At 51.3% G+C, this 21,896-nt stretch carries 21 protein-coding genes, 2 pseudogenes and 1 riboswitch; of the genes and pseudogenes, 14 read left to right on the top strand and 9 right to left on the bottom strand.

Features of this window, described 5'->3' with window-relative positions; translation table 11 throughout:
- The first annotated feature begins 86 nt into the window (after window positions 1-86).
- Both KNP64_RS11090 and KNP64_RS11085 read left to right on the top strand, forming a co-directional pair.
- Window positions 87-392 carry a hypothetical protein gene (locus KNP64_RS11090; protein ID WP_138859119.1) on the top strand — a complete coding sequence of 102 codons (306 nt, stop codon included), beginning with the start codon at window positions 87-89 and terminating at the stop codon, window positions 390-392.
- A gap of 104 nt (window positions 393-496) precedes the next feature.
- Window positions 497-1,171, top strand: a complete 675-nt coding sequence (locus KNP64_RS11085) for a DUF975 family protein (RefSeq protein WP_214793399.1) — start codon at window positions 497-499, stop codon at window positions 1,169-1,171.
- 35 nt (window positions 1,172-1,206) lie between these two features.
- On the opposite strand, the gene glpX is transcribed toward KNP64_RS11085, so the two are convergent.
- Entirely contained in the window at window positions 1,207-2,187 is a 981-nt protein-coding gene (gene glpX / locus KNP64_RS11080) for a class II fructose-bisphosphatase (RefSeq protein ID WP_214793397.1), read from the bottom strand.
- Between the two features lie 158 nt (window positions 2,188-2,345).
- Between glpX and KNP64_RS11075 the strand changes: the two genes are divergently transcribed.
- Both KNP64_RS11075 and KNP64_RS11070 read left to right on the top strand, forming a co-directional pair.
- Entirely contained in the window at window positions 2,346-2,789 is a 444-nt protein-coding gene (locus KNP64_RS11075; RefSeq protein ID WP_214712897.1) for a DUF86 domain-containing protein, read from the top strand.
- 4 nt (window positions 2,790-2,793) lie between these two features.
- The gene (locus KNP64_RS11070; RefSeq protein ID WP_214706604.1) at window positions 2,794-3,564 is read left to right on the top strand and encodes a TIGR01457 family HAD-type hydrolase; all 771 of its coding nucleotides are present in this window, start codon (window positions 2,794-2,796) and stop codon (window positions 3,562-3,564) included.
- 33 nt (window positions 3,565-3,597) lie between these two features.
- Here KNP64_RS11070 and KNP64_RS11065 read toward each other — a convergent pair whose 3' ends face one another.
- Entirely contained in the window at window positions 3,598-3,855 is a 258-nt protein-coding gene (locus KNP64_RS11065) for a NifU family protein (RefSeq protein ID WP_232819607.1), read from the bottom strand.
- Window positions 3,856-3,951: 96 nt separating this feature from the next.
- On the opposite strand from KNP64_RS11065, the gene KNP64_RS11060 reads away from it, so the two are divergent.
- A complete protein-coding gene (locus KNP64_RS11060) occupies window positions 3,952-4,245 on the top strand; it encodes a DUF1462 family protein (protein WP_138859124.1) in 294 nt (97 codons plus the stop codon).
- Window positions 4,246-4,283: 38 nt separating this feature from the next.
- Here the strand turns inward: KNP64_RS11060 and KNP64_RS11055 are convergent, their stop codons facing one another.
- Together KNP64_RS11055 and KNP64_RS11050 are read right to left on the bottom strand one after the other, a co-directional pair.
- Window positions 4,284-5,714, bottom strand: coding sequence for a S8 family serine peptidase (locus KNP64_RS11055; RefSeq protein ID WP_214712898.1), 1,431 nt, complete (start codon window positions 5,712-5,714; stop codon window positions 4,284-4,286).
- Window positions 5,715-5,953: 239 nt separating this feature from the next.
- Window positions 5,954-7,009 (bottom strand): NAD(P)/FAD-dependent oxidoreductase, encoded by a 1,056-nt coding sequence (locus KNP64_RS11050; protein ID WP_034778394.1) that lies wholly within the window; start codon window positions 7,007-7,009, stop codon window positions 5,954-5,956.
- A gap of 97 nt (window positions 7,010-7,106) precedes the next feature.
- Here KNP64_RS11050 and KNP64_RS11045 point away from each other — a divergent pair, with 97 nt between their 5' ends.
- Together KNP64_RS11045 and KNP64_RS11040 are read left to right on the top strand one after the other, a co-directional pair.
- Complete coding sequence (locus KNP64_RS11045; protein WP_021065517.1) at window positions 7,107-7,343, top strand: YuzB family protein; 237 nt, start codon at window positions 7,107-7,109, stop codon at window positions 7,341-7,343.
- 210 nt (window positions 7,344-7,553) lie between these two features.
- Window positions 7,554-8,765 carry a NupC/NupG family nucleoside CNT transporter gene (locus KNP64_RS11040; protein ID WP_029595115.1) on the top strand — a complete coding sequence of 404 codons (1,212 nt, stop codon included), beginning with the start codon at window positions 7,554-7,556 and terminating at the stop codon, window positions 8,763-8,765.
- Window positions 8,766-8,877: 112 nt separating this feature from the next.
- Here KNP64_RS11040 and KNP64_RS11035 read toward each other — a convergent pair whose 3' ends face one another.
- Window positions 8,878-9,402, bottom strand: coding sequence for a nucleotidyltransferase family protein (locus KNP64_RS11035; RefSeq protein ID WP_214793457.1), 525 nt, complete (start codon window positions 9,400-9,402; stop codon window positions 8,878-8,880).
- Between the two features lie 129 nt (window positions 9,403-9,531).
- Window positions 9,532-10,119, bottom strand: a complete 588-nt coding sequence (locus tag KNP64_RS11030; RefSeq protein WP_029595118.1) for an ECF transporter S component — start codon at window positions 10,117-10,119, stop codon at window positions 9,532-9,534.
- Between the two features lie 159 nt (window positions 10,120-10,278).
- Window positions 10,279-10,420: riboswitch (FMN riboswitch) on the bottom strand.
- A 97-nt stretch (window positions 10,421-10,517) separates the two neighbouring features.
- Here KNP64_RS11030 and KNP64_RS11025 point away from each other — a divergent pair.
- Entirely contained in the window at window positions 10,518-10,874 is a 357-nt protein-coding gene (locus KNP64_RS11025) for a HesB/IscA family protein (protein ID WP_029595119.1), read from the top strand.
- Window positions 10,875-10,915: 41 nt separating this feature from the next.
- Here the strand turns inward: KNP64_RS11025 and KNP64_RS11020 are convergent, their stop codons facing one another.
- Window positions 10,916-11,158, bottom strand: coding sequence for a hypothetical protein (locus KNP64_RS11020; RefSeq protein ID WP_029595120.1), 243 nt, complete (start codon window positions 11,156-11,158; stop codon window positions 10,916-10,918).
- Window positions 11,159-11,285: 127 nt separating this feature from the next.
- On the opposite strand from KNP64_RS11020, the gene KNP64_RS11015 reads away from it, so the two are divergent.
- On the top strand, window positions 11,286-12,140 hold the full coding sequence (locus KNP64_RS11015) for an NAD-dependent epimerase/dehydratase family protein (RefSeq protein WP_214706587.1): 855 nt from the start codon (window positions 11,286-11,288) through the stop codon (window positions 12,138-12,140).
- Window positions 12,141-12,176: 36 nt separating this feature from the next.
- On the opposite strand, the gene KNP64_RS11010 is transcribed toward KNP64_RS11015, so the two are convergent.
- Entirely contained in the window at window positions 12,177-13,154 is a 978-nt protein-coding gene (locus KNP64_RS11010; RefSeq protein WP_029595122.1) for an NAD(P)/FAD-dependent oxidoreductase, read from the bottom strand.
- Between the two features lie 266 nt (window positions 13,155-13,420).
- Between KNP64_RS11010 and KNP64_RS11005 the strand changes: the two genes are divergently transcribed.
- The 5 genes and pseudogenes from KNP64_RS11005 to ptsG (KNP64_RS10985) form a co-directional block, all read left to right on the top strand.
- Entirely contained in the window at window positions 13,421-14,632 is a 1,212-nt protein-coding gene (locus KNP64_RS11005) for an NAD(P)/FAD-dependent oxidoreductase (RefSeq protein WP_138859130.1), read from the top strand.
- Between the two features lie 124 nt (window positions 14,633-14,756).
- A complete protein-coding gene (locus tag KNP64_RS11000; protein ID WP_021065526.1) occupies window positions 14,757-15,074 on the top strand; it encodes a YuiB family protein in 318 nt (105 codons plus the stop codon).
- Window positions 15,075-15,179: 105 nt separating this feature from the next.
- On the top strand, window positions 15,180-16,025 hold the full coding sequence (gene glcT / locus KNP64_RS10995; RefSeq protein ID WP_214793394.1) for a glucose PTS transporter transcription antiterminator GlcT: 846 nt from the start codon (window positions 15,180-15,182) through the stop codon (window positions 16,023-16,025).
- Window positions 16,026-16,242: 217 nt separating this feature from the next.
- Window positions 16,243-17,742: pseudogene (ptsG, locus tag KNP64_RS10990) on the top strand (glucose-specific PTS transporter subunit IIBC); the annotation flags it as partial.
- A gap of 140 nt (window positions 17,743-17,882) precedes the next feature.
- A pseudogene (gene ptsG, locus KNP64_RS10985) lies at window positions 17,883-19,820 on the top strand (glucose-specific PTS transporter subunit IIBC); the annotation flags it as partial.
- A 134-nt stretch (window positions 19,821-19,954) separates the two neighbouring features.
- On the opposite strand, the gene ptsP reads toward ptsG (KNP64_RS10985), so the two are convergent.
- On the bottom strand, window positions 19,955-21,673 hold the full coding sequence (ptsP, locus tag KNP64_RS10980) for a phosphoenolpyruvate--protein phosphotransferase (RefSeq protein ID WP_214793391.1): 1,719 nt from the start codon (window positions 21,671-21,673) through the stop codon (window positions 19,955-19,957).
- Between the last annotated feature and the right edge of the window lie 223 nt (window positions 21,674-21,896).

The raw sequence follows: 21,896 nt of genomic DNA, 5'->3' as shown, positions 1-21,896 counted from the left end.
TGTGACAGGTTTAGGGGTGGGAAAATTGTGATAACTTATATTTATAGCAATTGTTTCTGTTCGGGTTTTGGAAGTGAGGTGGAAGTATGCAACACGTACAAACGGCGACCGTCGGTGACCGCGATGACGTCCACAACCGAATTCACAATCTCGGTCTGGGCTTACTTGCGATGTTGTTCTTCGGGTTAGGGAGTATCATGACGTTTTACTTCACGGCCGCAGTCCTTCTCTATGAGGTTGTCCACGTATTGCTGATCCGCCGCTTTGAATATCGTCAGGCGTTTCTGAGAAGCCGTCTATTTAAAATCATTTCGTTGGTGGCAGTGGCCACAGGTGTGCTCTTATTTATTTTATCGATGTCACAGTTTTTCATGGGCAATGTGATGTATTGAGGGGGAGGGAAAAAAACCTTTTCCCTTTTTTCGTGGTTTTTTGAAACTTTTCTGGAGGCGATGACGTACACTTAGGAAAGACCTCACAAAAAGGATGATGAAAAATGACTGCACAGTTAAAACAACATGCCCAAAAAATGTTAACCGGAAAGCGTTGGCTGATGGCCGGGCTATTAATTTTATTCGTCGTCTTGAACGGGATTCCACAATCGTTCGCGCCGCCTGTCCCTGTAGACCCAGAGGCGATACCGACAGCGGCTGACACGGGACTTACGTTCTTGTCGCTTCTTCTCACTTTGTTGATTGCACCGCTCACGATTGGCTGGGCGTGGCTCGTCCTTTCCGTTTCACGCGGCGAGCGGCCAGGCGTCTCAAAGTTGTTCGAGCCATTTAAAACGGGCTACGTCAAGCACGTGCTCGCCCCGTTCTTCATGGGATTGTTCATTTTCTTATGGACGTTGCTCCTCGTGATCCCGGGAATCATCAAAGGGTTCTCGTACTCACTGACGTATTACATTTTACGGGACCAACCGGAACTATCGTCCCTTGAGGCGATTACGGAATCACGCCGCATGATGGATGGGCATAAGATGGACGCGTTCAAACTTGTCCTCTCATTCATCGGTTGGTTCTTCGTCGGGGTGTTCACGCTCGGAATCGGTTTCTTGTACGTCTACCCGTACTTCACGACGACGTACGCGACGTTCTACGACTCGATTCGTCAAGCGGAACGACTACAGACAAACCATGCCGGGACGGATTTCGAACAAGGATTCTAAACGAAAACCTCCGCTCATCGAGAGCGGAGGTTTTATTATGCGTTGATTTCTTGTTTTTGGAGGTATGGCTTGAGTGACAACGTGTGCTCGGCGATGACTTTACGAATCGTCTTCGTTTTCGAGCGCATGACGAGCGACGTCGTTTCGACGATATCGTCCGTCAAGAATTTGACGCCGTCGAGCAGTTCGCCTGACGTGACGCCTGTCGCCGCAAAGATGCAGTCATCGCTCTTGACGAGGTCGTCGATTGTGAGCAATTGGAGCGGGTCGTCGATGCCCATCGAGATGACGCGCGCCGTCTCTTCTTCGTTCATCGGGTGAAGGCGTGCCTGCATGTCGCCACCGAGCGCTTTGACGGCCGCTGCCGTGATGACGCCTTCCGGGGCGCCGCCCGTGCTGATAAAGATGTCAATCGGATTTGATTTGACGGCTGCCGCGATTCCCGCCGAGACGTCTCCGTCTTCGAACAGCTTGACGCGAGCGCCCATGTTCATCGCCGCTTGACGCAAGTGCTCATGGCGATCACGGTCTTGCATGATGACCGTGACTTCTTCGATACGCTTGCCGTTATAGAAGGCTGCCTTCTCGATGATCGATTCGAGCGGTTCGTCGAGCGAGACTTTCCCTTTCAAATTCGGTCCGACGACGAGTTTATCCATATACATATCCGGTGCGTGGAGGAGGGCGCCCTTATCGGCGACCGCGATGACGACCATGGCATCGCCGAGCCCTTTGGCGACGATGGACGTCCCTTCGAGCGGGTCGACCGCGATGTCGACTTCCGGCCCAAACGTCGTGCCGAGACGTTCACCGATATAGAGCATCGGTGCCTCATCGAGCTCGCCTTCACCAATCACGACGGTGGCGTCCATATTGACCGTCCCGAGTACTTCACGCATTGCTGACGTGGCTGCGTCGTCTGCTTCGTTCTTTTGACCACGACCGATCCATTTTGACGAAGCAAGTGCTGCTGCCTCAGTTGCTCGTACGATCTCTAGCGCTAATTCTCGTTCCATAGTGTTGTACCCTCCACGTAATGTCTATTTAATGTGTCATACTATTTATTGTGTCAATCCGTGGATTAGTGTATCACAATCAGATAAATGATGTAAATAGGTGAGATTCTTTTCTCGAACGAGAAAAAGGATTACTATAGGAGGCAGGGGGGATTCCGATGTATTTTGTGAACAGAGAAAAGATTAGCGAGACGTTGGCCCATATGGAGACGATGCTCGGTCGACTTGATCAACTAGAGGGGGACGCCTTCACGGTCGAACTGGCGAAACAGCGGTTGGCCGTCCATTTGATGGAAGGCGTGATTGATGTCGGCAACTCGATGATTGATGGCTTCATCATGCGCGACCCGGGCAGTTATGAGGACATCGTCGATATTTTGCTCGATGAACGCGTGCTCGATGCCGAGACGGCAGTAGCCGCAAAAGCGCTCGTGGCGCTGCGGGCTCATTACGTCCGGGAGTTCGTCACGGCAGACTCGGACCGATTCGACGCTTGGGTCGAGCGCTATAGAGCGACGTTCGAGGCATTCGCAGAGCAGGTCCGGCATTATATCGAAGTGGAACTTGGACCTGTATCAGCATTTCTACCAGAAAGCGAGTGATTGGATGGATTCGATTAAAGGATACTTATTTGACTTAGACGGCACGATTTATGCGGGGACAGCCCCGATTCAAGCAGCGGTCGATTTCGTGAATCGACTCGAAGCAACGGGCTTCCCATACTTGTTCGTCACGAACAATGCGTCGATGACGCCGAAACAAGTGGCAGATAAGCTCGTCTCGATGGGTGTACATGTCACACCGGAGCACGTATTGACGAGCGCCATGGCGACGGCCCGTTACATCGAGAAGATGACGCCGGGCGCGACGGTTTACATGATTGGGGAAGACGGCTTGCGTTTAGCGCTCGAAGAACGTGGCTTCCACGTGACGGAAGAGGCGAAGGCGGACTATGTCGTCATCGGGCTCGACCGCCATATCACTTACGAGAAGTTGGCGAAAGGCGCACTCGCGATTCGTTCCGGTGCCCGCTTCATCTCGACGAACGGTGATATCGCCATCCCGACCGAACGTGGCTTTTTGCCTGGGAACGGGGCGCTCACATCCGTCTTGGCTGTGACGACGGAAAAAGACCCATTCTTCATCGGAAAACCGGAACCGGTCATGGTCGATATCGCCCTCGAGATGATCGGTCTCACAAAAGAAGAGGTCGTCATGGTCGGGGATAACTATCATACCGACATCTTGTTCGGGATCAACGGTGGGCTCCGGACGCTTCATGTCAATTCGGGCGTACACGGTCCGGCCTTTATCCAAGAACAAGAAAAGCTCCCGACCTATATGGTCGAAAGCTTAGATGAATGGACGCATGCATGAAAAAAAAGGGATGACTCACGTCTCCCTTTTTGTTTAGAATACTTGTTCGACTTCAACGATGCCAGGTACTTCTTCGATGAGCGCACGCTCAATCCCGGCTTTCAAAGTGATGGTTGAAGATGGGCAGCTGCCGCATGCACCCATCAAACGAAGTTTGACGATGCCTTCTTCCACGTCTACGAGTTCGACGTCACCGCCGTCGCGAAGCAAGAACGGGCGTAATTTATCGAGTACTTCTTGGACTTGATCAAACATTTCCATGGTATCTACCCCTTTCTGGTTCCCTTTCATTCTAGCAAGTTTGAGATTGTTTCTCAATCATTAACGCTGAGCGTTTTGTGACGATACGACTTATTGAATTTTGTATAATAGGAGAGAACAGGGGGAATGGACATGAAAATCACGGTATATGGGGCTGAGGTGCAGTGTGCGAGCTGCGTCGGGGCACCTAGCTCGATCGAGACATATGAATGGTTGCAAAGTGCGCTTGCCCGGAAATATCCGGATCAGGCGTTCGAGTTCGAGTACATCGATTTCGAGACGGCTGACGACGACATCGCTGAGGCGATCAAGCAAGACGAGTGGTTTTATCCGCTTGTCCTCTTGAATGGGGAAGTCGTGGATGAAGGGGTCGTCCAGTTACGAAAAGTCTACTCGGCCATCGAGCAGACGACAGCATGAAAAGAGTCGAGCGACGATTGTCGTTCGACTCTTGTTCGTTACAGAAGACGGAACGATGACGTCGCCGAACCAGCCGTGTAGCCAGTGAGCGTCGCATCAGCCTTCACTTGGTACGTGCCGCGCTGTGACGAAGAACTTGTCGAGAGCGTGAACGTGATGGCGCCTGTCGAACTTGTCTTACCTGTCCCTGTGAGCGTCGTGCCGTAAGGTTGTGTGACCGTCACACGGACGTCGGCGTTTGCGACCGGTTGGCCGTTCGCGTCCCGCACCGTCGATGAGATCGATACTTGCTCACCCGCGTAATAAGTCGACTTCGATGTCGATACTGTCGTCGCGAGTGCTTGAACAGGCTGTGACGTCCCACCAGACGTTGGAGCTTGGACGAGTCCGTTTCCGAACCAGGCGTCGCGTCCAACTGCGCCAAGGTCGATCGAGTCTTGTGACAGTTTTGAGCGGAGTTGCGCGCTCGACAACGTCGGGAACGCTTGCTTCATGAGAGCGAGGTTACCAGCGACGTACGGAGTCGCCATCGATGTCCCGCTCATTTGGCCGTATCCGCCAGTTGCGAGTGTCGAGTTGATGCTCACGCCTGGTGCCGCGACTTCGACCGTGCTGCCTGTAGCCGAGAATGAGGCGCGATTGTTGTTGATGTCCGTCGCTGCGACAGCGATGGCCGAGCTGTATCGGGCCGGGTAGTTGACGAGGTCGCCCGATCCGTCGGTGCGTCCGTTGTTACCGGCTGCCGCGACGACGAGGATGCCAGCATTATTGGCACGGTCGACGACTTGTTGGAGCGTTGAGGATGGACTCGTCGTCCCGAGACTCAAGTTGATGACGTCCATATCGTTCGTGATTGACCAATCGATCCCGGCGATAATACTCGATAGGCTACCGCTACCGTTCGCCTCGAGTGCCTTGACGGCATAGATACTCGCTTCATGGGCGATTCCGACCGTGCCGATGCTGTTGTTGCGGGCGCCGATAATCCCGGCGACGTGCGTACCGTGACCGTTGTCATCCGCGTATGAGCTCGTGACCGTACTGAACGATGCACCACCAGCAATCGTCAAATCAGGGTGTGGCGAGATTCCCGTATCGACGACCGATACTTTCACGCCTTTCCCGGTGTAACCACTCTGCCAAGCGGATGGAGCCTTTAACTTCGGAATGCCCCAGTCTTGCGTCTGGTTTTCGATTTGCACCGTTTGATCGACTTCCACGTGGGCAACGTTCGGATTGTTCTTCAAGCCCTTCAAGGCAGCCTTCGGTACTTCGAGGGCAGCGGCCGGAAGATTTTTGTACTGTTGGCGAACTTCCATGCCTTCAATCGAGAGCGGGATGTTCTTCGCCGACTCTTTGAAGACGACGATGACGCGTTCTTTCTCTTTGTTCGGGGCGGCATCTGCGCCTCCCGGAACGGTTGACAGGACGAGCAGTGAGGCGAGGACGGTGCTGCAAACTTTTTTCAACTTGTTTCCTCCTTTGGGGTATGTAGGCGAGGCGACACGAAGTCGTTCGGCCGTGACCCTAGAGTAACAAGTTTTGCCAACGGGTAGAATATGTCAATCGAATCAATAATCTGAATATTTAGATAAGGATACAGGGGATTCAGATACAGGACTTTTGACTCAAGGAGACGGTGCCAGAACAACAAATCGAGCACGTCCCACGAAAAAAACGGGCCGCCGTAATAGGCGACCCGTGCATGTTATTTAATGACTTTATGCTTCCAAAGAATACCGGACTTGAGCAATCGCGCGACTTTTCCGGTGAGCGACTGCTTGCCCATGAAGACGCCGAATCCGGCCTTCTTCCCAAGCGATCCTAACGTGCCTCGGAGTTTGATATCCGGCAAATCCGGATACCCGACACCTTTCCATTTACAGAGTAGCACTTGGACGATCTGTTCGGCCTGCGCTTCTGCGAGCTGACCGGAAGGTGCATACGGCAGGCTGGCGTTGTCCCCGACGACGAAGATATCGGGCTGTTCCGGGACGTAGTGGTGTGGTGTCAATTTGACACGTCCACCCCCATCGAGTTCCCAACCCTGGTTGCGGACGACGGCGACCGGTTGAATCCCGGCGGTCCACACCGTCAAATCGGAAGCGAAGTGCTGTTCATGGTTCCATAACCCATCGGCGTCGACCCGGACGATGTTCGAGTTGTTGATGACTTCGACACCATGTTCCTCGAACCAAGACTGGACATACATCGAGACACGGTTTGATAGGAACGATAGGACGGACGGGCCGCGGTCGAACAAACGAACCGTCAAGTCGGGACGACTCTCGCGCAGCTCGCTGGCGAGCTCGACACCGGACAGGCCGGCACCGACGATCGAGACGACCGATCCCGGAGATAGGCCGTTGATTGCTTGCTGGGTCTTGCGTGATTCTTCTAACGTTTGGATGCTGTACGTGAACTCGGCGGCACCGGGTACGTTATGGTACTTGTCCTCGCAACCGAGGCCGATGACGAGGTCGTCGTACGGCACTTTTTCCCCGCTCGCGAGCAGGACCATTTTGTCCCCCGTATCGATATCGGTGACTTGGCCGTATATGTAGTCGACCTCTTCTGGAAAATCGATGCGGATGTCACGATCCGACACGGTCCCCGCCGCAAGTGCATAATACTCTGTTTTTAATCCATGGTAAGGTAGACGGTCGATGAGTGTGATCGATACGTCCTTCAGCTGATGGCCGAGGACACGTTCGATTACACGCATACCCCCGTAACCGCCTCCCAAGACGACTAATTTGCGCATAAAAATCCCCCTTTGTTACACTTCAACTGTATCATGTTATAATACGCCGTAGAAGAACCATTTTCCTGCTTTGAAGGAAAGGGGAAGGGTGAATGACATGATGAATCCGATCATTGAGTTCTGTGCCTCCAATTTAGCGATGGGTTCACAAATCGCCCGCGCCAAATTAGAGTCCGATCCAGACTTAGACGTCGTCGAATATGGCTGTACGGGCTACTGCGGCGTCTGTTCGCTTGACTTGTTTTGTCTCGTCGATGGTGAGGTCGTGACCGGGGATACACCGGAACAACTCGTGACGAATGTATATGAAAAAATTGAAGAAATGGCATGGTGAAAAAGTTTGAAGGACCTTCAAACTTTTTTTATTTTGACCGTTTTGACCCGTTGCATTTTTAAAAAGGGTCTGTTATATTCAAAGAGGTTCGAATGTAGGTTGTCTGACGTTTAACAACAGAAAAAGAAAGCGTTTCAAACGGTAGGACACATCTCGATTCGGGTATATCACATTATCAGGTTTCCCCAATATGAAAGGAGCACAACACCAATGAATATTATGAGCGTGGTTGGTATTTTGGCACTAATTGGAATCGCTTACATCTTCTCGACCAACCGTAAAGCCATCAAATGGCGCACCGTGCTTGCCGCTTTCGCGGTACAGTTTACGTTCGCCTTCCTCGTCCTCTTCACTACAGTAGGACGTAACGCGTTAGAATGGATCTCAGGAGGCGTCCAGAACGTCTTGAACACGGCGAACGCCGGGATTAGTTTCGTCTTCGGTACAGCTGTCGGCGGAGACAACTTCGTCTTCGCGTTCCAAGTGTTGACGATTATCGTCTTCATGTCGTCACTCATCGCACTTCTCTACTATGTAGGTGTCATGCAGTGGGTGATCCGTATCCTCGGTACGGCTCTCGCCAAAGCACTTGGCACATCACGTAAAGAATCGCTCTCAGCGACAGCGAACATCTTCGTCGGTCAGACGGAAGCACCGCTCGTCATCAAACCTTACCTTCCAACGATGACGCAATCGGAACTCTTCGCTGTCATGGTCGGTGGTCTCGCCTCGGTTGCCGGTTCAGTTCTTGCTGGATACGCTGCTCTTGGTGTACCGCTCGAGTACTTGCTCGCAGCGAGCTTCATGGCTGCTCCTGCTGGTCTCATGTTCGCGAAAATCATCGTCCCGGAAACAGACGTACCGGATGACGATATCGAAATCGCTGAAGATGAAGAGAACAAGGCAGCGAACTTCGTCGATGCAGCCGCTCGCGGTGCCTCTGACGGTCTCTTCCTTGCTTTGAACGTCGGTGCGATGCTTCTCGCCTTCGTTTCATTGATCGCGCTCGTTAACTTGATTCTCGGTGGAATCGGTGGCTTGTTCGGTTTCGACGGCCTCACGCTTCAATTGATTCTTGGTTATGTGTTCGCGCCGCTCGCATTCGTGATCGGTGTGCCATGGGCAGATGCTGTTCAATTCGGTAGCTTCCTCGGACAAAAACTCGTGTTGAACGAATTCGTCGCTTTCTCTGAATTCGCACCAATCATCGGTTCTGGTGACCTCTCGGCACGTACGGAAGCTATGATCGCGTTCGCACTCTGTGGATTCGCCAACATCTCATCACTCGCCATCCTTCTCGGTGGTCTTGGTGGAATGGCGCCGAACCGTCGGAACGACATCGCGCGCATGGGTGTCCTCGCGATTCTCGCAGGTACGCTTGCCAACTTGATGTCAGCGACACTCGCTGGTCTTCTTCTCTAATCAAACACGGTATACTCAGAGTGATCACTTCGGTGGTCACTCTTTTTCGTTGTGACGTTTATGAATGAACAGCAAAAACCGACCGTAAGGCGGTCGGTTTCACTAGTGTTTATCATCCCTGACGAGGTATATCCACTTCTTGGAGTCTCGGCCAAGTGGCTTGCCAATTCTTTTTATTGATCCGGGCTCGATAAATATGATGGTGTGAAGCGTCGTTCGCAAAGGCCGGGGTCGGTCGTAACTTTAGTTCGACTATGTCGTCGATACCGTAAGGGGCGGCCAACCTTAAACGTCCGTTCTTGTCGAGACTGACACCGATGGCCGTGACCGTCTCAGGGAAATGGGCCAAGGCGTCGACCGCAGATTGATACGGTGGCAATTGATTGACCAGATGCATGCGGGCCTGGTTTTTGACCGACCAAGGGACGTTCGGTAACAGGTCGTGCAGTTGTGCCTCATACTGTTTTTCAATCGCCTCGTCGATGTGAGATCGGTCAAAGTAGATGACATCGACGTCCTCGGTCGGCGTCGGTACTTCGTAGCCGTGCGCGTCATCCCATATTTTTGCCCGCACGTATCCGGCACAAATCCACCAATCGGGTAAATCGAGCGAAGCGACGATTGTCAACAGACGCATCAGTTCCACATCAGTCTCTAAAAAATGGGTCACATCTTCAGTCGTGTTCAATCCATCTCCTCCTATTCTCTCATTAGCATAGCGTACCTATACAAAAAGCACCTAGACTGACGTCCAGGTGCTTTACGTTTAAGCTTGAAGTTGCATGCGCTGGCGTTCGATCCACGGCTTCAATTTGAGGAAGAGTGGGACGAACAAGGCGCTGATCAACAAGGCCTTAATGAAGTTGAACGGCAAGATACCGTATAGGACGAGGTCCGTTTTGACTGCCGGTTGTGCCATCTCGGTCATGCCGAAGAAGAACGCGTAGGCTGGTAAGATGAGCAAATAGTTCAAGATTGCCAAGCTGAGTGCCATCGTGATCGTACCGGCCACGAGGCCTGAAGCGAGCGCTTTATTCGTTTTACGTTTATGGTAGAACCATGCGACCGGATACATGAAGGCGACGCCTGCAAAGAAGTTCGCGACTTCGCCGACCGGAACGCCGCCACCGTTGAAGACATAGTAGAGGACGTTTTTTAGAGCGACGACCACGACGCCTGCGAGTGGGGAGAACACGATCCCGGCGACGAGCGCGGGAATGTCACTGAAATCCACTTTTAGGAACGGTGGTAGGAAAGGCAGCGGGAAGTTAAAGAGCATGAGGACAAAAGAAATGGCCCCGAGCATCGATAGCGTCACCAGTGTTGTCAATCGTTTGTTGCGCGTTGTTTTCATCAAAATCTCTCCTTTTGTCGCTCCTTGATGAATGGCACCCGTCGCATAGAAAAACCCGATTGTATCAAACAATCGGGAGAGTTTACGCGCATACGAAATAGATGTTCTCATCGGTGTTTAGACCACGCCGAAGAAAACATCCGGATATCGGTCGGATGCCGCCATCTTCTCCCATCCAGACTTTACTGTCGGCTTTCGAATCTCACGAAATCAGCAAGCAACGCCTTGCTCGCTCACGGGCTGAGAAGAACTTGTCTTCAATACCGCCGGTCGGGAATTTCACCCTGCCCCGAAGATGGAACGATTTAATTTTTTTTGTTACAGTTTAGTTATACAAGATATTTCACAAAATCTCAAGTCAGTTGACTTGAAGTTAAGATAACGAAGGAGGAGTTCAGATGATTCATTTGACAGAATCAGCCGCATTACAAGTCATCGATATGATGAAACAGACCGAACGCCCCGACGACCAGTACTTGCGGATCAAAGTGCAAGGGGGCGGGTGTACCGGCCTGTCTTACGGGATGGGGTTTGATGAGGATAAGACAGACAAGGACGTTCAGTTTGACCACTATGGTGTCCGTGTCATCGTCGCGGAAGCCGATCACGGGGTCGTCGACGGTCTCGAGATTGACTATAAGCAGTCGATGCTCGGAGGCGGCTTCACGATTAAAAATCCGAACGCCATCGCCACGTGCGGTTGCGGCTCGAGTTTCCGGACGGCATCGAACGCCGGGACACCTGGGGATTGCTAAACGAAAGGCCAATCATGTCTCATGATTGGCCTTTTTTGTATTCAGTCTGTCTCTTCAATCAGAATTAATCGAATGAGTTTCGAAGCCGCGTCTAACTCGATTTGATGTTGCCAAGGACGAAACGCTGTGATTTTACACGTGTCGTTCGTGATGCGGAACGAACAGACGCTCTCTTCCTCTTGGTCAAGGACCGAGTAACGGCTGAAGTCCGATAAGCTTTGGTAAATGGCATATTGTGTCGGTAATTCACACGACCATCCTTTTTCTAATGTGATCTGATGCATGCGTCTCGCCTCTTTCTTCTCTATATATATAAGAATAACAAAAATATTCAAGGATGTGGAAGATTAGTCGAGAGGATGCAAGGGAAAATGAAAAGAGATGTCATTTCATGTAGGAGGGGCAGGGACGATGAGAAAAGTATTGATTTTCGGTGGCTCACGCTATTTTGGAAAGCGGTTAGCGCTTCGGTTGGCGGAGGCCGGTGACGATGTGACGATTGTGACGCGTGGACAACTGCAAGTACCCGAGGCGGAGGGCATCCGGTCGATCAGAGGGGACCGACAGTCGGTGGCGACGATGAAAGATTTGTCACGCGACCATTACGACCTCGTCTATGACAATATTTGCTTTAACCCGTACCAGGCAAAGATCGCCTCGGACGCTTTCATGGACCAAGTCGGTAAATATGTGCTCACGTCGACGATGTCGGTTTATGCGCCAGGCGCCGAGTTGAAAGAAAGTGATTTCAATCCGCTCCATCATGACTATCATCTCGAATCCGAACATGATTACGGGCAAGGGAAGCGAGAGGCTGAATCTTATTTCTTCCATCGCGCCTCGTTCCCGGTCGCGACGGTCCGCTTGCCAATCGTGCTCGGACCCGACGACTATACAGACCGTCTCAAGTTTTATATCGACGCCGTCCGACGGGAAGAGCCGATCGTACTGCATCACCCGGAAGCGAAGATGGGGTTCATCTCAAGCTTTGAGGCGGCCGCCTTTCTAGAATGGGTCGGTCGGGCGAACGTGACCGGACCGTTCAACGCGGCGAGTGAAGGGGTCATCTCGCTCGGGGCACTCATGGAACGGATCGGCCATCACTTAAATAAACCGGTCCAGATTATCAAAGATGGCGAGTCGTCGCCGTACGATACGGACGTCGACTATTATATGTCGATTGCCGAGGCGAAAAAGGCCGGGTTCGTCTTCACCCAACTCGACGACTGGCTCGACCGGGTCATTGTACAAACAATCCGCAAATGAAAAATGGCCCTCATCATCGCGATGAGGGCCACATCGTTATTTCCCGGCAAATACCGAAGTCGAATGTTGTGGGTGACGCGCTGTCGGGTCGACGAGCTGCTTCACTTGGTTGATGGCGATCGGGGCTTCACCGAAGCCTGTCGCAATCAATTTCACTTTTCCTTCATAAGTCGCGATGTCACCACAGGCGAAGATGCCGGCGACCGTCGTCTCCATGCGTGAGTCGACGCGGATCGTGTTCTTCTCGAACTCCATGCCCCAGTTTTTGATTGGGCCGAGCGATGAGACGAAACCGTAGTTACAGATGAGGTCGTCGATTTCGACGAATTTCGATTCGCCGTCTTTGTCCGTCAATTCGACCGACTCGATGTGTGTCTCACCTGAAAGTGACTCAATGTTATATGGCGTCCACACGTTGATCGTCGAGGCCTTCATTTGCTCGACCGTATGCTCGTGGGCACGGAAACGGTCACGGCGGTGAACGATATGGACTTCCTTGGCGATGCCTTCAAGCATGAGCGCCCAGTCGACGGCAGAGTCGCCGCCGCCAGCGATCATGACGCGGCGGTCGCGGAACTTCTCCATGTTGTCGACGAAGTAATGAAGGTTGGCATAATCTTCACAACCATCGATGCCGAGCGGTCGTGCGGCGAATGCCCCGTTCCCGGCCGTGATGATGATGGCTTTCGTATGGTACTCATCCTTGTTCGTCGTGATCTGGAACGTGCCGTCTTCAAGACGTTCGACCGTCTCGACCGTCTCCCCGAGGCGATAGTCCTGCTCGAACTGATCGGCTTGGGCTTTTAATTGGTCAATCAAATCTTGGGCTTTCACTTTCGGGAAGCCGGCGATGTCGTAAATATATTTTTCTGGATACAGTGTCGATAATTGTCCGCCGAGCTGCGGCAAACTTTCAATCAACGCCGTATCGAGTTGGCGCATACCTGCATAAAATGCGGTGAACAGTCCGACCGGGCCGCCACCGATGATGATCACATCTTTCGTCGATTTCATCGAATTCCTCCTCAAAACGTATACATCCATTATAGTGACAATCGTGAATTAAATCCATTCTGTACAAACATCCTATACATTCAAAAAAAATTCAAGAAGATAAGCTTTTCCATTGAGAAAACGAAATAAACAGCGTACAATGAACGAGAAGCAATTGTGAACATTGGTTGAACAAGGTTTAGGCTTTATTGTGAACATTCATGTGAAAAAACACACAACGTGATTGTTCAAGAAAACAAAACTATCAAAACAAGGTGGAAATGAACATGAAACGACCTAACATTGTTATTCTTGGCGCAGGTTTCGGTGGACTCATCACAGCGGTGAACCTCCAGAAGACGCTCTCAGCTGGCGACGCGAACATCACGCTCATCAACAAGCATGATTACCATTACCAGACGACATGGCTCCATGAACCAGCGGCCGGAACGATGAAACCGGAGCAAGCTCGTATCTACATTAACGACGTTGTGAACCCGTCACGCGTAAAATTTGTCAAAGGGATCGTCGATCGCGTCGATACTACGGCTAAACAAGTACTACTCGCAGACGGCTCGACTGTTGAATATGATTATGTCGTGTTCGCACTCGGCGGCATTCCAGAAACATTCGGAATCCCAGGCCTCAAAGAGAACGCGATGACAATCAGTTCATTGAACAGCGTCCGTAAAATCAAAGAACATATCGAATACTCATTCGCACAATACAAGACGAACGGGTCGGCTGACCGCTCGTACGTGACAATCGTCGTCGGCGGCGCAGGTTTCACAGGTATCGAGTTTCTCGGTGAGCTCGTCAACCGTGTCCCTGAGCTTTGCAAGCAGTATGACGTGCCACGTGAAGCGGTTCGCATCGTGAACATCGAGGCGGCTCCGACCGTCCTTCCTGGTTTCGACCCAGAACTTACGACGTATGCACAGAAATGGCTCGAGCGTAACGGTGTCGAGATGAAACTCGGCAACGGCATCAAAGGCGTTGAGCCTGGCGTCGTCACGTTCGGTCCGCTTCAAGGCGACACGACGGAGACGATCGCAGCGAACACGATCCTTTGGACAGGTGGCGTGAGCGGTAGCCCGATCATCGAGAAATCTGGTTTTGAAGCGGTCCGTAACCGTGTCATGGTCGAGGCGGACAACCGTGCCCCTGGTCACGACAACGTCTTCATCATCGGTGACTGCTCGGCTGTCATGGATCCGGTCTCAAACCGTCCATACCCGCCGACTGCTCAAATCGCGACGCAACAAGCGCACAACGTAGCGAAAAACATCGCGGCGCTCATCAACGGAAAATCGACTTCGAAATTCACGTATGAGAGCAAAGGGACAGTCGCTTCACTTGGCCATAACGACGGCATCGGCATCGTCATGGGCAAAAAGATCTTCGGTCGCAACGCTTCATTCATGAAGAAAGTGATCGACAACAAACACTTCCTCGAATTGAAGAAGTACGGTCTCGTCCTCAAAAAAGGTAAATTCTAAGCAATATGACCAAGTAGCCCGCTCATCCGAACGGGCTACTTTTTTTGATGACGCCTCATGGTTCACCTTTGACCTAAGAGAGGGCGATTCGGTATAATAGACAACGGGAAAAGGGGGCAATCGCATGCATATCATCCAGGCTGTCATTGGGGCGATTCTTTATTTGGTCATCTTCTTCAGCATCGGCTTCATTTTGAACATGCTACTTAAAAAAACATGGACGCTCGTGTTCATCTATCCGATTTTCGTCATTATGATGATTGATAACGTCAAGCTCTCGAGTTACATCACGGAGACATCGACCGCGCTCGCCAACGTTTACGAACGGGTGCTCGGACTTCAGTTTTTGGATGTGTTCATGCTTGGTTTCGGACTGCTCGGTGCGATTTTGGCCGGCGTCACGATCCGCTACTTGCGTAAGAGTGGTTACTCAATGTTTTAAAGACGGCAGAAATGTTCGTCTTTTTTGTTTTCTGCCTACTTTTTTAGAAGGCGAACCGATATACTAGATAAGATAACGATTTAATTAGTAAGGGATGCGATGAGAATGACATTACCGATGTATACGATCAAGAAAGTGTTGAATAATAGCGTTGTCATTTGCCAACATGATCCGGAACCGGAAGTCATTCTACTCGGGAAAGGGATTGGCTTCGGCAAGAAAGCGGGCGATCTCGTCGACCCGGCCAGTGTCCCGGAGAAAGTGTATCAACTGACAGATAAAGAAGAGCAATCACAATACCGTGAGCTCGTCAAACACGTCGATGAAGACTTTATTGCCTTCATGCAAGAAATCGTCGGGTTTATCGAGAACAATACGGGCAAAAAAGTCGATCAACATATTCATATCGGTTTGACTGACCACTTGTTCTTCACGATGAAGCGAATCGAACAAGGGATGGAAGTGACAAATCCGTTCTTGCTCGAGACCGAATCGCTCTATCCGAACGAGTACGCGCTCGCCGAACGTATCGTCGATATGATTCACGAGCGGCTCGACGTGCTGTTGCCCGATGCGGAGATCGGATTTATCGCGCTCCATATCCATTCGGGGACGACGTTCAAAAACGTCCTCGAGGTCAATCGACACAACCAAATCATCGGGCAAATCGTTCAGACGATTGAGAGTCGTTTGAACGTCAAAATGGACCGGAGTTCACTCGATTATAAGCGCTTACTTCGGCACTTAAGGTACGCCGTTGAGCGGGTTGCGACGGGTGAGATGGTGGAGGCCCCACAAAAAATTGAAAAGGTATTGCGCGAAGAATATCCGCTATGCTATAGTACTGCTTGGGAGCTGATGGGCATCATGGAACGCGAATTAAAGCGTCCTGTCCCGCGAGGTGAAGCGACATATTTGACGATGCATCTCCAGCGCCTAACAAGTAGATAACTGATACCACGTATCTTACGTGTTACTGATTCGATCAGGCATGAGTAAGGAGTGGAACGCAACGATGTCTCCATTAGGAGAGGTCTACGTTCTATACCTTATTCATGCCTGTTTCTGTTTTTATAAACGTTTATTATGAAAACGTTTAGATACGTCGGTTGTCTGACATCTACAGTCGTCTTTCCGCACGAAACAATCACAAAAAGGAGGATTTATCATGTTTAAGCAGATCTTTGGTGTTCTTCAAAAAGTCGGTAAAGCACTTATGCTTCCTGTTGCGATCTTGCCGGCAGCCGGTCTTCTTCTTGCATTCGGTAACGCGATGCAAAACCCGGCCCTCACATCACGCGCTGGTTGGTTAACGAACGAAGGCGTTGTGAAATTCGCTCAGCTCATGGAGCAAGCGGGTGGCATTATCTTCTCGAACTTAGCACTCTTATTCGCAGTCGGTGTCGCGATTGGTTTAGCAGGGGACGGCGTTGCCGGACTCGCAGCCATCGTCGGATTCCTCATCATGAACAAAGTTATGGGTGTTTGGCTCGAACTCACACCTGAAATCATCGCACAAGGTGACCCGGCTTACGCATCAGTACTCGGGATTCCAACGCTCCAAACTGGGGTATTCGGGGGAATCATCGTCGGTCTGATAGCTGCATGGGCATATAATAAGTACTTCAACATCGAGTTGCCGCAATTCCTTGGCTTCTTCGCTGGTAAGCGTTTCGTCCCAATCGTTACTGCAGTATTGGCAGTTGTCGCTGGTTTCGTCATGCTTCTCATCTGGCCACCAGTTCAGCACGGCTTGAACACGTTCTCAAACTTCATGTTGACTGAAAACCGCACGTTCGCGGCATTCATCTTCGGTTTGATCGAACGTTCATTGATTCCATTCGGTCTTCACCACATCTTCTACTCACCATTCTGGTTCGAGTTCGGCTCGTACACGGATGCAGCGGGTAACATCGTTCGTGGTGACCAAGCGATCTTCTTCGCACAAATTCGTGATGGCGCTGAACTCACAGCCGGTACGTTCATGACTGGTAAGTACCCGTTCATGATGTTCGGCCTTCCAGCAGCAGCACTCGCAATGTACCACGAAGCACGTCCTGAACGTAAAGCAGTCGTCGGTGGTCTCTTGGCTTCGGCAGCACTTACATCGTTCTTGACTGGTATCACTGAGCCGATCGAGTTCTCATTCTTGTTCGTTGCTCCACTCTTGTTCGCAGTACACGCAGTCTTCGCTGGCCTTTCGTTCATGGTCATGCACATCTTGAACGTCAAAATCGGGATGACGTTCTCGGGCGGTTTGATCGACTACCTTCTCTTCGGTGTACTTCCTAACCGTACAGACTGGTGGCTCGTCATTCCAGTCGGTCTCGTGTTCGCAGTCGTTTACTACTTCGGATTCCGCTTCGTTATCCGTAAGTTCAACCTTAAAACACCGGGCCGTGAAGATGAAGTCGTTGAGCAATCAACTGCTACAGGTTCGGAACTTGCACAAGATATCCTCGTTGGTTTCGGTGGTTCACAAAACATCAAACACCTTGACGCATGTATCACACGTCTCCGCGTCGAAGTAAAAGATAAGAGCCAAGTCAACAAAGAAGAGTTGAAACGCCTCGGGGCAGCTGGTGTCCTTGAAGTCGGTAACAACGTTCAAGCCATCTTCGGACCACGTTCGGATGCATTGAAATCAGAAATGCAAGCGGTCATCGCTTCAGGTAACGAAAAGAAAGCAAACTGAATGAAGCTATAAGCCAATCCATTATGGATTGGCTTTTTTTGTATGGGTGAAACGGTTTCAGCCTAATGGCAGATGGGGAAAAGTAAGTATTCTGACAAAAGGAGGGAACCATGATGTGGAAGAAAGTGTTTGGTGTTTTGCAACGAATCGGGAAGGCACTTATGCTTCCGGTTGCGATTCTACCGGCAGCCGGTCTATTACTCGCATTTGGTACCGCGTTCCAAAACCCTGATCTCGTTTCGCTCTTGCCTTTCTTGGCAAACGATTCACTCGTCCTCGTCTGGCAAGTTATGACAGATGCCGGGGATATCGTGTTTGCCAATCTAGGTCTATTGTTCGCCGTCGGTGTCGCCATCGGGCTAGCCAACGGGGACGGTGTTGCCGGGTTAGCAGCTATCGTTGGTTATTTGATTATGAACAAGGTTATCAGCACGTGGAACGGTATTACCGCGGAAATCGCCCAGGGAGACCCGGCCTATGCCACGGTACTCGGGATCCCGACGCTCCAAATGGGGGTATTCGGGGGTATTATCGCAGGTCTCATTGCCGCATTCGCGTACAACAAGTACTTCAACATCAAGTTGCCGGATTTCTTAGGGTTCTTTGCAGGGAAACGGTTCGTGCCTATCGCGACCGCTGCATTCAGCTTATTGATCGGGATTGCGCTCGCCTACATTTGGCCGCCAATCGGTTCAGCGATCAACACGTTCTCGAGCACGATCATTGAAGCGAACGTCGCCGTTTCAGCCTTTGTCTTCGGTTTGGTCGAGCGTTCCTTGATCCCGTTCGGTCTGCACCACATTTGGTACTCTCCGTTTTGGTTCCAGTTCGGGGAATATACGAACCAGGCGGGAGACCTCGTCCAAGGGGACCAACGGATCTTCTTCGCACAATTACGTGATGGAGTCGAGTTTACGGCCGGTACGTATATGACCGGGAAGTTCCCGTTCATGATGTTCGGATTGCCTGCCGCTTGTCTCGCCATGTTCCACACGGTCCCGAAAGAGCGTCGCAAAGACGTCGAAGGACTTTACTTCTCAGCAGCCCTCACCTCATTCTTAACGGGAATCACCGAGCCGGTCGAATTCTCGTTCGTCTTCGTTGCACCTCTACTCTTTGGTATTCATGCCGTCTTTGCTGGACTATCCTTTATGACCATGCACTTGCTTAACGTAAAAATCGGGATGACGTTCTCAGGCGGACTCATCGACTATCTATTGTTCGGAGTGTTGCCGAACCGGACAGCCTGGTGGCTCGTCATTCCAGTCGGCCTCGTCTTCGCGGTCATTTATTACTTCGGGTTCCGCTTCGCCATTACGAAGTTCGACTTGAAAGTGCCGGGACGTGAAACCGTCGCCGAAGGCAAAGGCGCCCGTGCCGTCGTCGGAGACGATTTACCGTACGAAGTGCTCGTCGGTCTCGGCGGACCTGAAAACGTCAAACACCTCGACGCCTGTATCACGCGTCTTCGCGTCACCGTGAACGATGTGAAACAAGTCGATAAAGACTTGCTGAAAGATTTGGGAGCGGCCGGAGTACTCGAAGTCGGAGATAATATTCAAGCCATCTTCGGACCGAAATCGGATACGCTCAAATCGCAAATCGCGGCCATCATCGAGGGTGGCGAATACAAGCCGAAAGAAAAAGCCGTCATCACACCGGAAGCGGCCGAACATGCCGATCATCGCTTCCTCGCCCCGATGTCGGGTGTCATCTTGTCACTCGATGACGTTCCGGACCAAGTCTTCTCGGGCCGCATGATGGGCGAAGGATTTGCCATCGAACCGAGTTCAGGACAAGTCGTTGCGCCGGTCACGGGACAGATCACGACGTTCTTCCCGACGAAACATGCGATCGGTCTACTTGCGGACGATGGACGCGAGATTCTTATCCATGTCGGACTCGATACGGTCAATCTGAAAGGCGAAGGTTTCGTCGCCAAAGTGAAAGAAGGCGACCGCGTCGAAGCGGGGGATGTCTTGCTCGACGTTGACCTCAATTTGATTCGCGACAAAGTCCCATCGCTCATCACGCCGATCATTTGGACGAACGGAGACGGTAAAATCGTCGTCGTCCCATTCGGAGAGACGGTCGTCGCCGGTGAAGCGCTCGACTTCAGAACGGATGATAAAGGAGCCGAGTAAACAAAAAAGAAGCTCTCGCAGCTGCGAGAACTTCTTTTTTGTTACTTCTTAATATCGAATTTTTCACTGAGGAAGTTCACGACTTCTTCAGCTGTATCCATGTTGAGGACGTCGTTGACGATCGCTTCTGTTTCTGACTTCGTCAAACGCTTCACGAGGCTACGTGCGCGAAGGACGCTTGAAGCTGACATCGAGAACTCGTCAAGGCCAAGTCCGAGTAGGATTGGAATCGCGAGCTCTTCTCCAGCCATCTCGCCACACATGCCGACCCATTTGCCAGCTTTATGTGCTTCTGTGATGACGTTGTGGAGAAGGTTCAAGATGGCCGGGTTGAACGGTTGGTACAAGTACGAGACTTTCTCGTTCATGCGGTCCGCTGCCATCGTGTATTGAATCAAGTCGTTCGTGCCGACTGAGAAGAAGTCGACTTCTTTCGCGAATTGCTTCGCCATGACGGCTGTCGATGGAATCTCGACCATCATCCCTGTCTCGTAGTTACCGACAGCGATGCCTTCTGCTTTCAACTTCGCTTCTTCTTCGAGAAGGAGCGCTTTCGCCGCGCGGAACTCTTCAAGTGTCGCGATCATTGGGAACATGATAGCGAGGTCACCGTGCGCTGAAGCACGGAGAAGGGCGCGAAGTTGTGTGCGGAACAAGTCCGTCTCTTCGAGGCAAAGGCGAATTGCGCGATAGCCGAGGAACGGGTTCATTTCTTTTGGAAGGTCGAGGTAAGACAATTCTTTATCTCCACCGATATCGAGCGTACGGATGACGACTTGTTTGCCTTCCATACCTTCGAGTACTGCTTTATAGGCTGTATATTGCTCTTCTTCCGTCGGGAACGTTTCTGAGTCCATGTAGAGGAACTCGGTCCGGTAAAGGCCGATGGCGTCAGCGCCGTTTTTCAACACGCCTTCGAGGTCGTTCGGTGTACCGATGTTTGCCGCAAGTTTGACTTTATGGCCGTCGGCTGTGACTGACTCTTCGTTGACGAGCTGTTTCAACTCTTCTTTGTAAGCTTCGAATGAAGCACGTTTTTCAACGTATTCATTGACGAGTTCTTCAGACGGGTTGACGAAGACGTCGCCTTCTGTTCCGTCGATGACGACGAGGTCGCCGTTCTTGATTTCTTCGAGCGCTACTTTTGTTCCGACGACAGCAGGAATCTCGAGTGAGCGAGACATGATCGCTGAGTGAGACGTACGTCCACCAATGTTTGTCGCGAAACCTTTGACGTATTTACGGTTGAGTTGCGCCGTGTCAGACGGTGTCAAATCTTCAGCGATGATGATGACTTCTTCAGAAATCGACGCAGGCGTCATGAATGTGACACCGAGGATATGCGCCATGACGCGTTTTGTGACGTCACGAACGTCGGCAGCGCGTTCACGCATGTACTCGTTATCCATCGATTCAAAGATCATGACCATCATTTGAGCGACTTCATCGAGCGCTTTCGCAGCGTTCATGTGTTCGCTTTCAATTTTGTCGTTCACTTGTGAGACGATCTCTGGATCTTCGACGATGAGCAAGTGTGCCGAGAAAATCTCTGCCTTGTCTTCGCCGAGTTCACGAAGTGTGATCTCGCGAATTTCTTCGAGTTCTGTCTTTGACTGAGCGATCGCCGCTTGGAAACGGGCTTTCTCAGCTGCTACGTCCTCGATTTTGTTTGTCGGGATGTCAAATGAAGGTGTCTCCATGACGAATGCTTTCGCAACTGCGATTCCTGCAGATGCGCCAATACCTTTAATGTGTGACATAAGCGTAGTCCCTCTCTTCAAAGAAATAGTGGTTTCCAACGTTATCTCGTTAGTTCTTACCCGAAATGAAAAAGGAACTAACGAAAACCTGGAAGATTAAAGTAGCAACGGTCTACTACTAGGGGAAGCCTCGACCGAACAAAATGGCCTCGCCTCAACAGGGAGGGATGCCTGATTGCGTACTTTCTTATCCTATCATAAAATAAATCATCGTCACAACGAG

This window comes from Exiguobacterium sp. s64, assembly GCF_018618035.1.
In the GTDB taxonomy this organism is placed as follows: domain Bacteria; phylum Bacillota; class Bacilli; order Exiguobacteriales; family Exiguobacteriaceae; genus Exiguobacterium; species Exiguobacterium mexicanum_A.
The sequence above is the reverse complement of the archived record's forward strand: the minus strand, read 5'-3'. Positions and strand labels throughout refer to the sequence as shown.

Coding starts and splice junctions, on each gene's coding strand:
- KNP64_RS11090 (WP_138859119.1), top strand. CDS start 87: ATGCAACACGTACAAACGGCGACCGTCGGTGACCGCGATGACGTCCAC.
- KNP64_RS11085 (WP_214793399.1), top strand. CDS start 497: ATGACTGCACAGTTAAAACAACATGCCCAAAAAATGTTAACCGGAAAG.
- glpX (WP_214793397.1), bottom strand. CDS start 2,187: ATGGAACGAGAATTAGCGCTAGAGATCGTACGAGCAACTGAGGCAGCA.
- KNP64_RS11075 (WP_214712897.1), top strand. CDS start 2,346: ATGTATTTTGTGAACAGAGAAAAGATTAGCGAGACGTTGGCCCATATG.
- KNP64_RS11070 (WP_214706604.1), top strand. CDS start 2,794: ATGGATTCGATTAAAGGATACTTATTTGACTTAGACGGCACGATTTAT.
- KNP64_RS11065 (WP_232819607.1), bottom strand. CDS start 3,855: ATGAAAGGGAACCAGAAAGGGGTAGATACCATGGAAATGTTTGATCAA.
- KNP64_RS11060 (WP_138859124.1), top strand. CDS start 3,952: ATGGACATGAAAATCACGGTATATGGGGCTGAGGTGCAGTGTGCGAGC.
- KNP64_RS11050 (WP_034778394.1), bottom strand. CDS start 7,009: ATGCGCAAATTAGTCGTCTTGGGAGGCGGTTACGGGGGTATGCGTGTA.
- KNP64_RS11045 (WP_021065517.1), top strand. CDS start 7,107: ATGATGAATCCGATCATTGAGTTCTGTGCCTCCAATTTAGCGATGGGT.
- KNP64_RS11040 (WP_029595115.1), top strand. CDS start 7,554: ATGAATATTATGAGCGTGGTTGGTATTTTGGCACTAATTGGAATCGCT.
- KNP64_RS11035 (WP_214793457.1), bottom strand. CDS start 9,402: ATGCGTCTGTTGACAATCGTCGCTTCGCTCGATTTACCCGATTGGTGG.
- KNP64_RS11030 (WP_029595118.1), bottom strand. CDS start 10,119: ATGAAAACAACGCGCAACAAACGATTGACAACACTGGTGACGCTATCG.
- KNP64_RS11025 (WP_029595119.1), top strand. CDS start 10,518: ATGATTCATTTGACAGAATCAGCCGCATTACAAGTCATCGATATGATG.
- KNP64_RS11020 (WP_029595120.1), bottom strand. CDS start 11,158: ATGCATCAGATCACATTAGAAAAAGGATGGTCGTGTGAATTACCGACA.
- KNP64_RS11015 (WP_214706587.1), top strand. CDS start 11,286: ATGAGAAAAGTATTGATTTTCGGTGGCTCACGCTATTTTGGAAAGCGG.
- KNP64_RS11010 (WP_029595122.1), bottom strand. CDS start 13,154: ATGAAATCGACGAAAGATGTGATCATCATCGGTGGCGGCCCGGTCGGA.
- KNP64_RS11005 (WP_138859130.1), top strand. CDS start 13,421: ATGAAACGACCTAACATTGTTATTCTTGGCGCAGGTTTCGGTGGACTC.
- KNP64_RS11000 (WP_021065526.1), top strand. CDS start 14,757: ATGCATATCATCCAGGCTGTCATTGGGGCGATTCTTTATTTGGTCATC.
- glcT (WP_214793394.1), top strand. CDS start 15,180: ATGACATTACCGATGTATACGATCAAGAAAGTGTTGAATAATAGCGTT.
- ptsP (WP_214793391.1), bottom strand. CDS start 21,673: ATGTCACACATTAAAGGTATTGGCGCATCTGCAGGAATCGCAGTTGCG.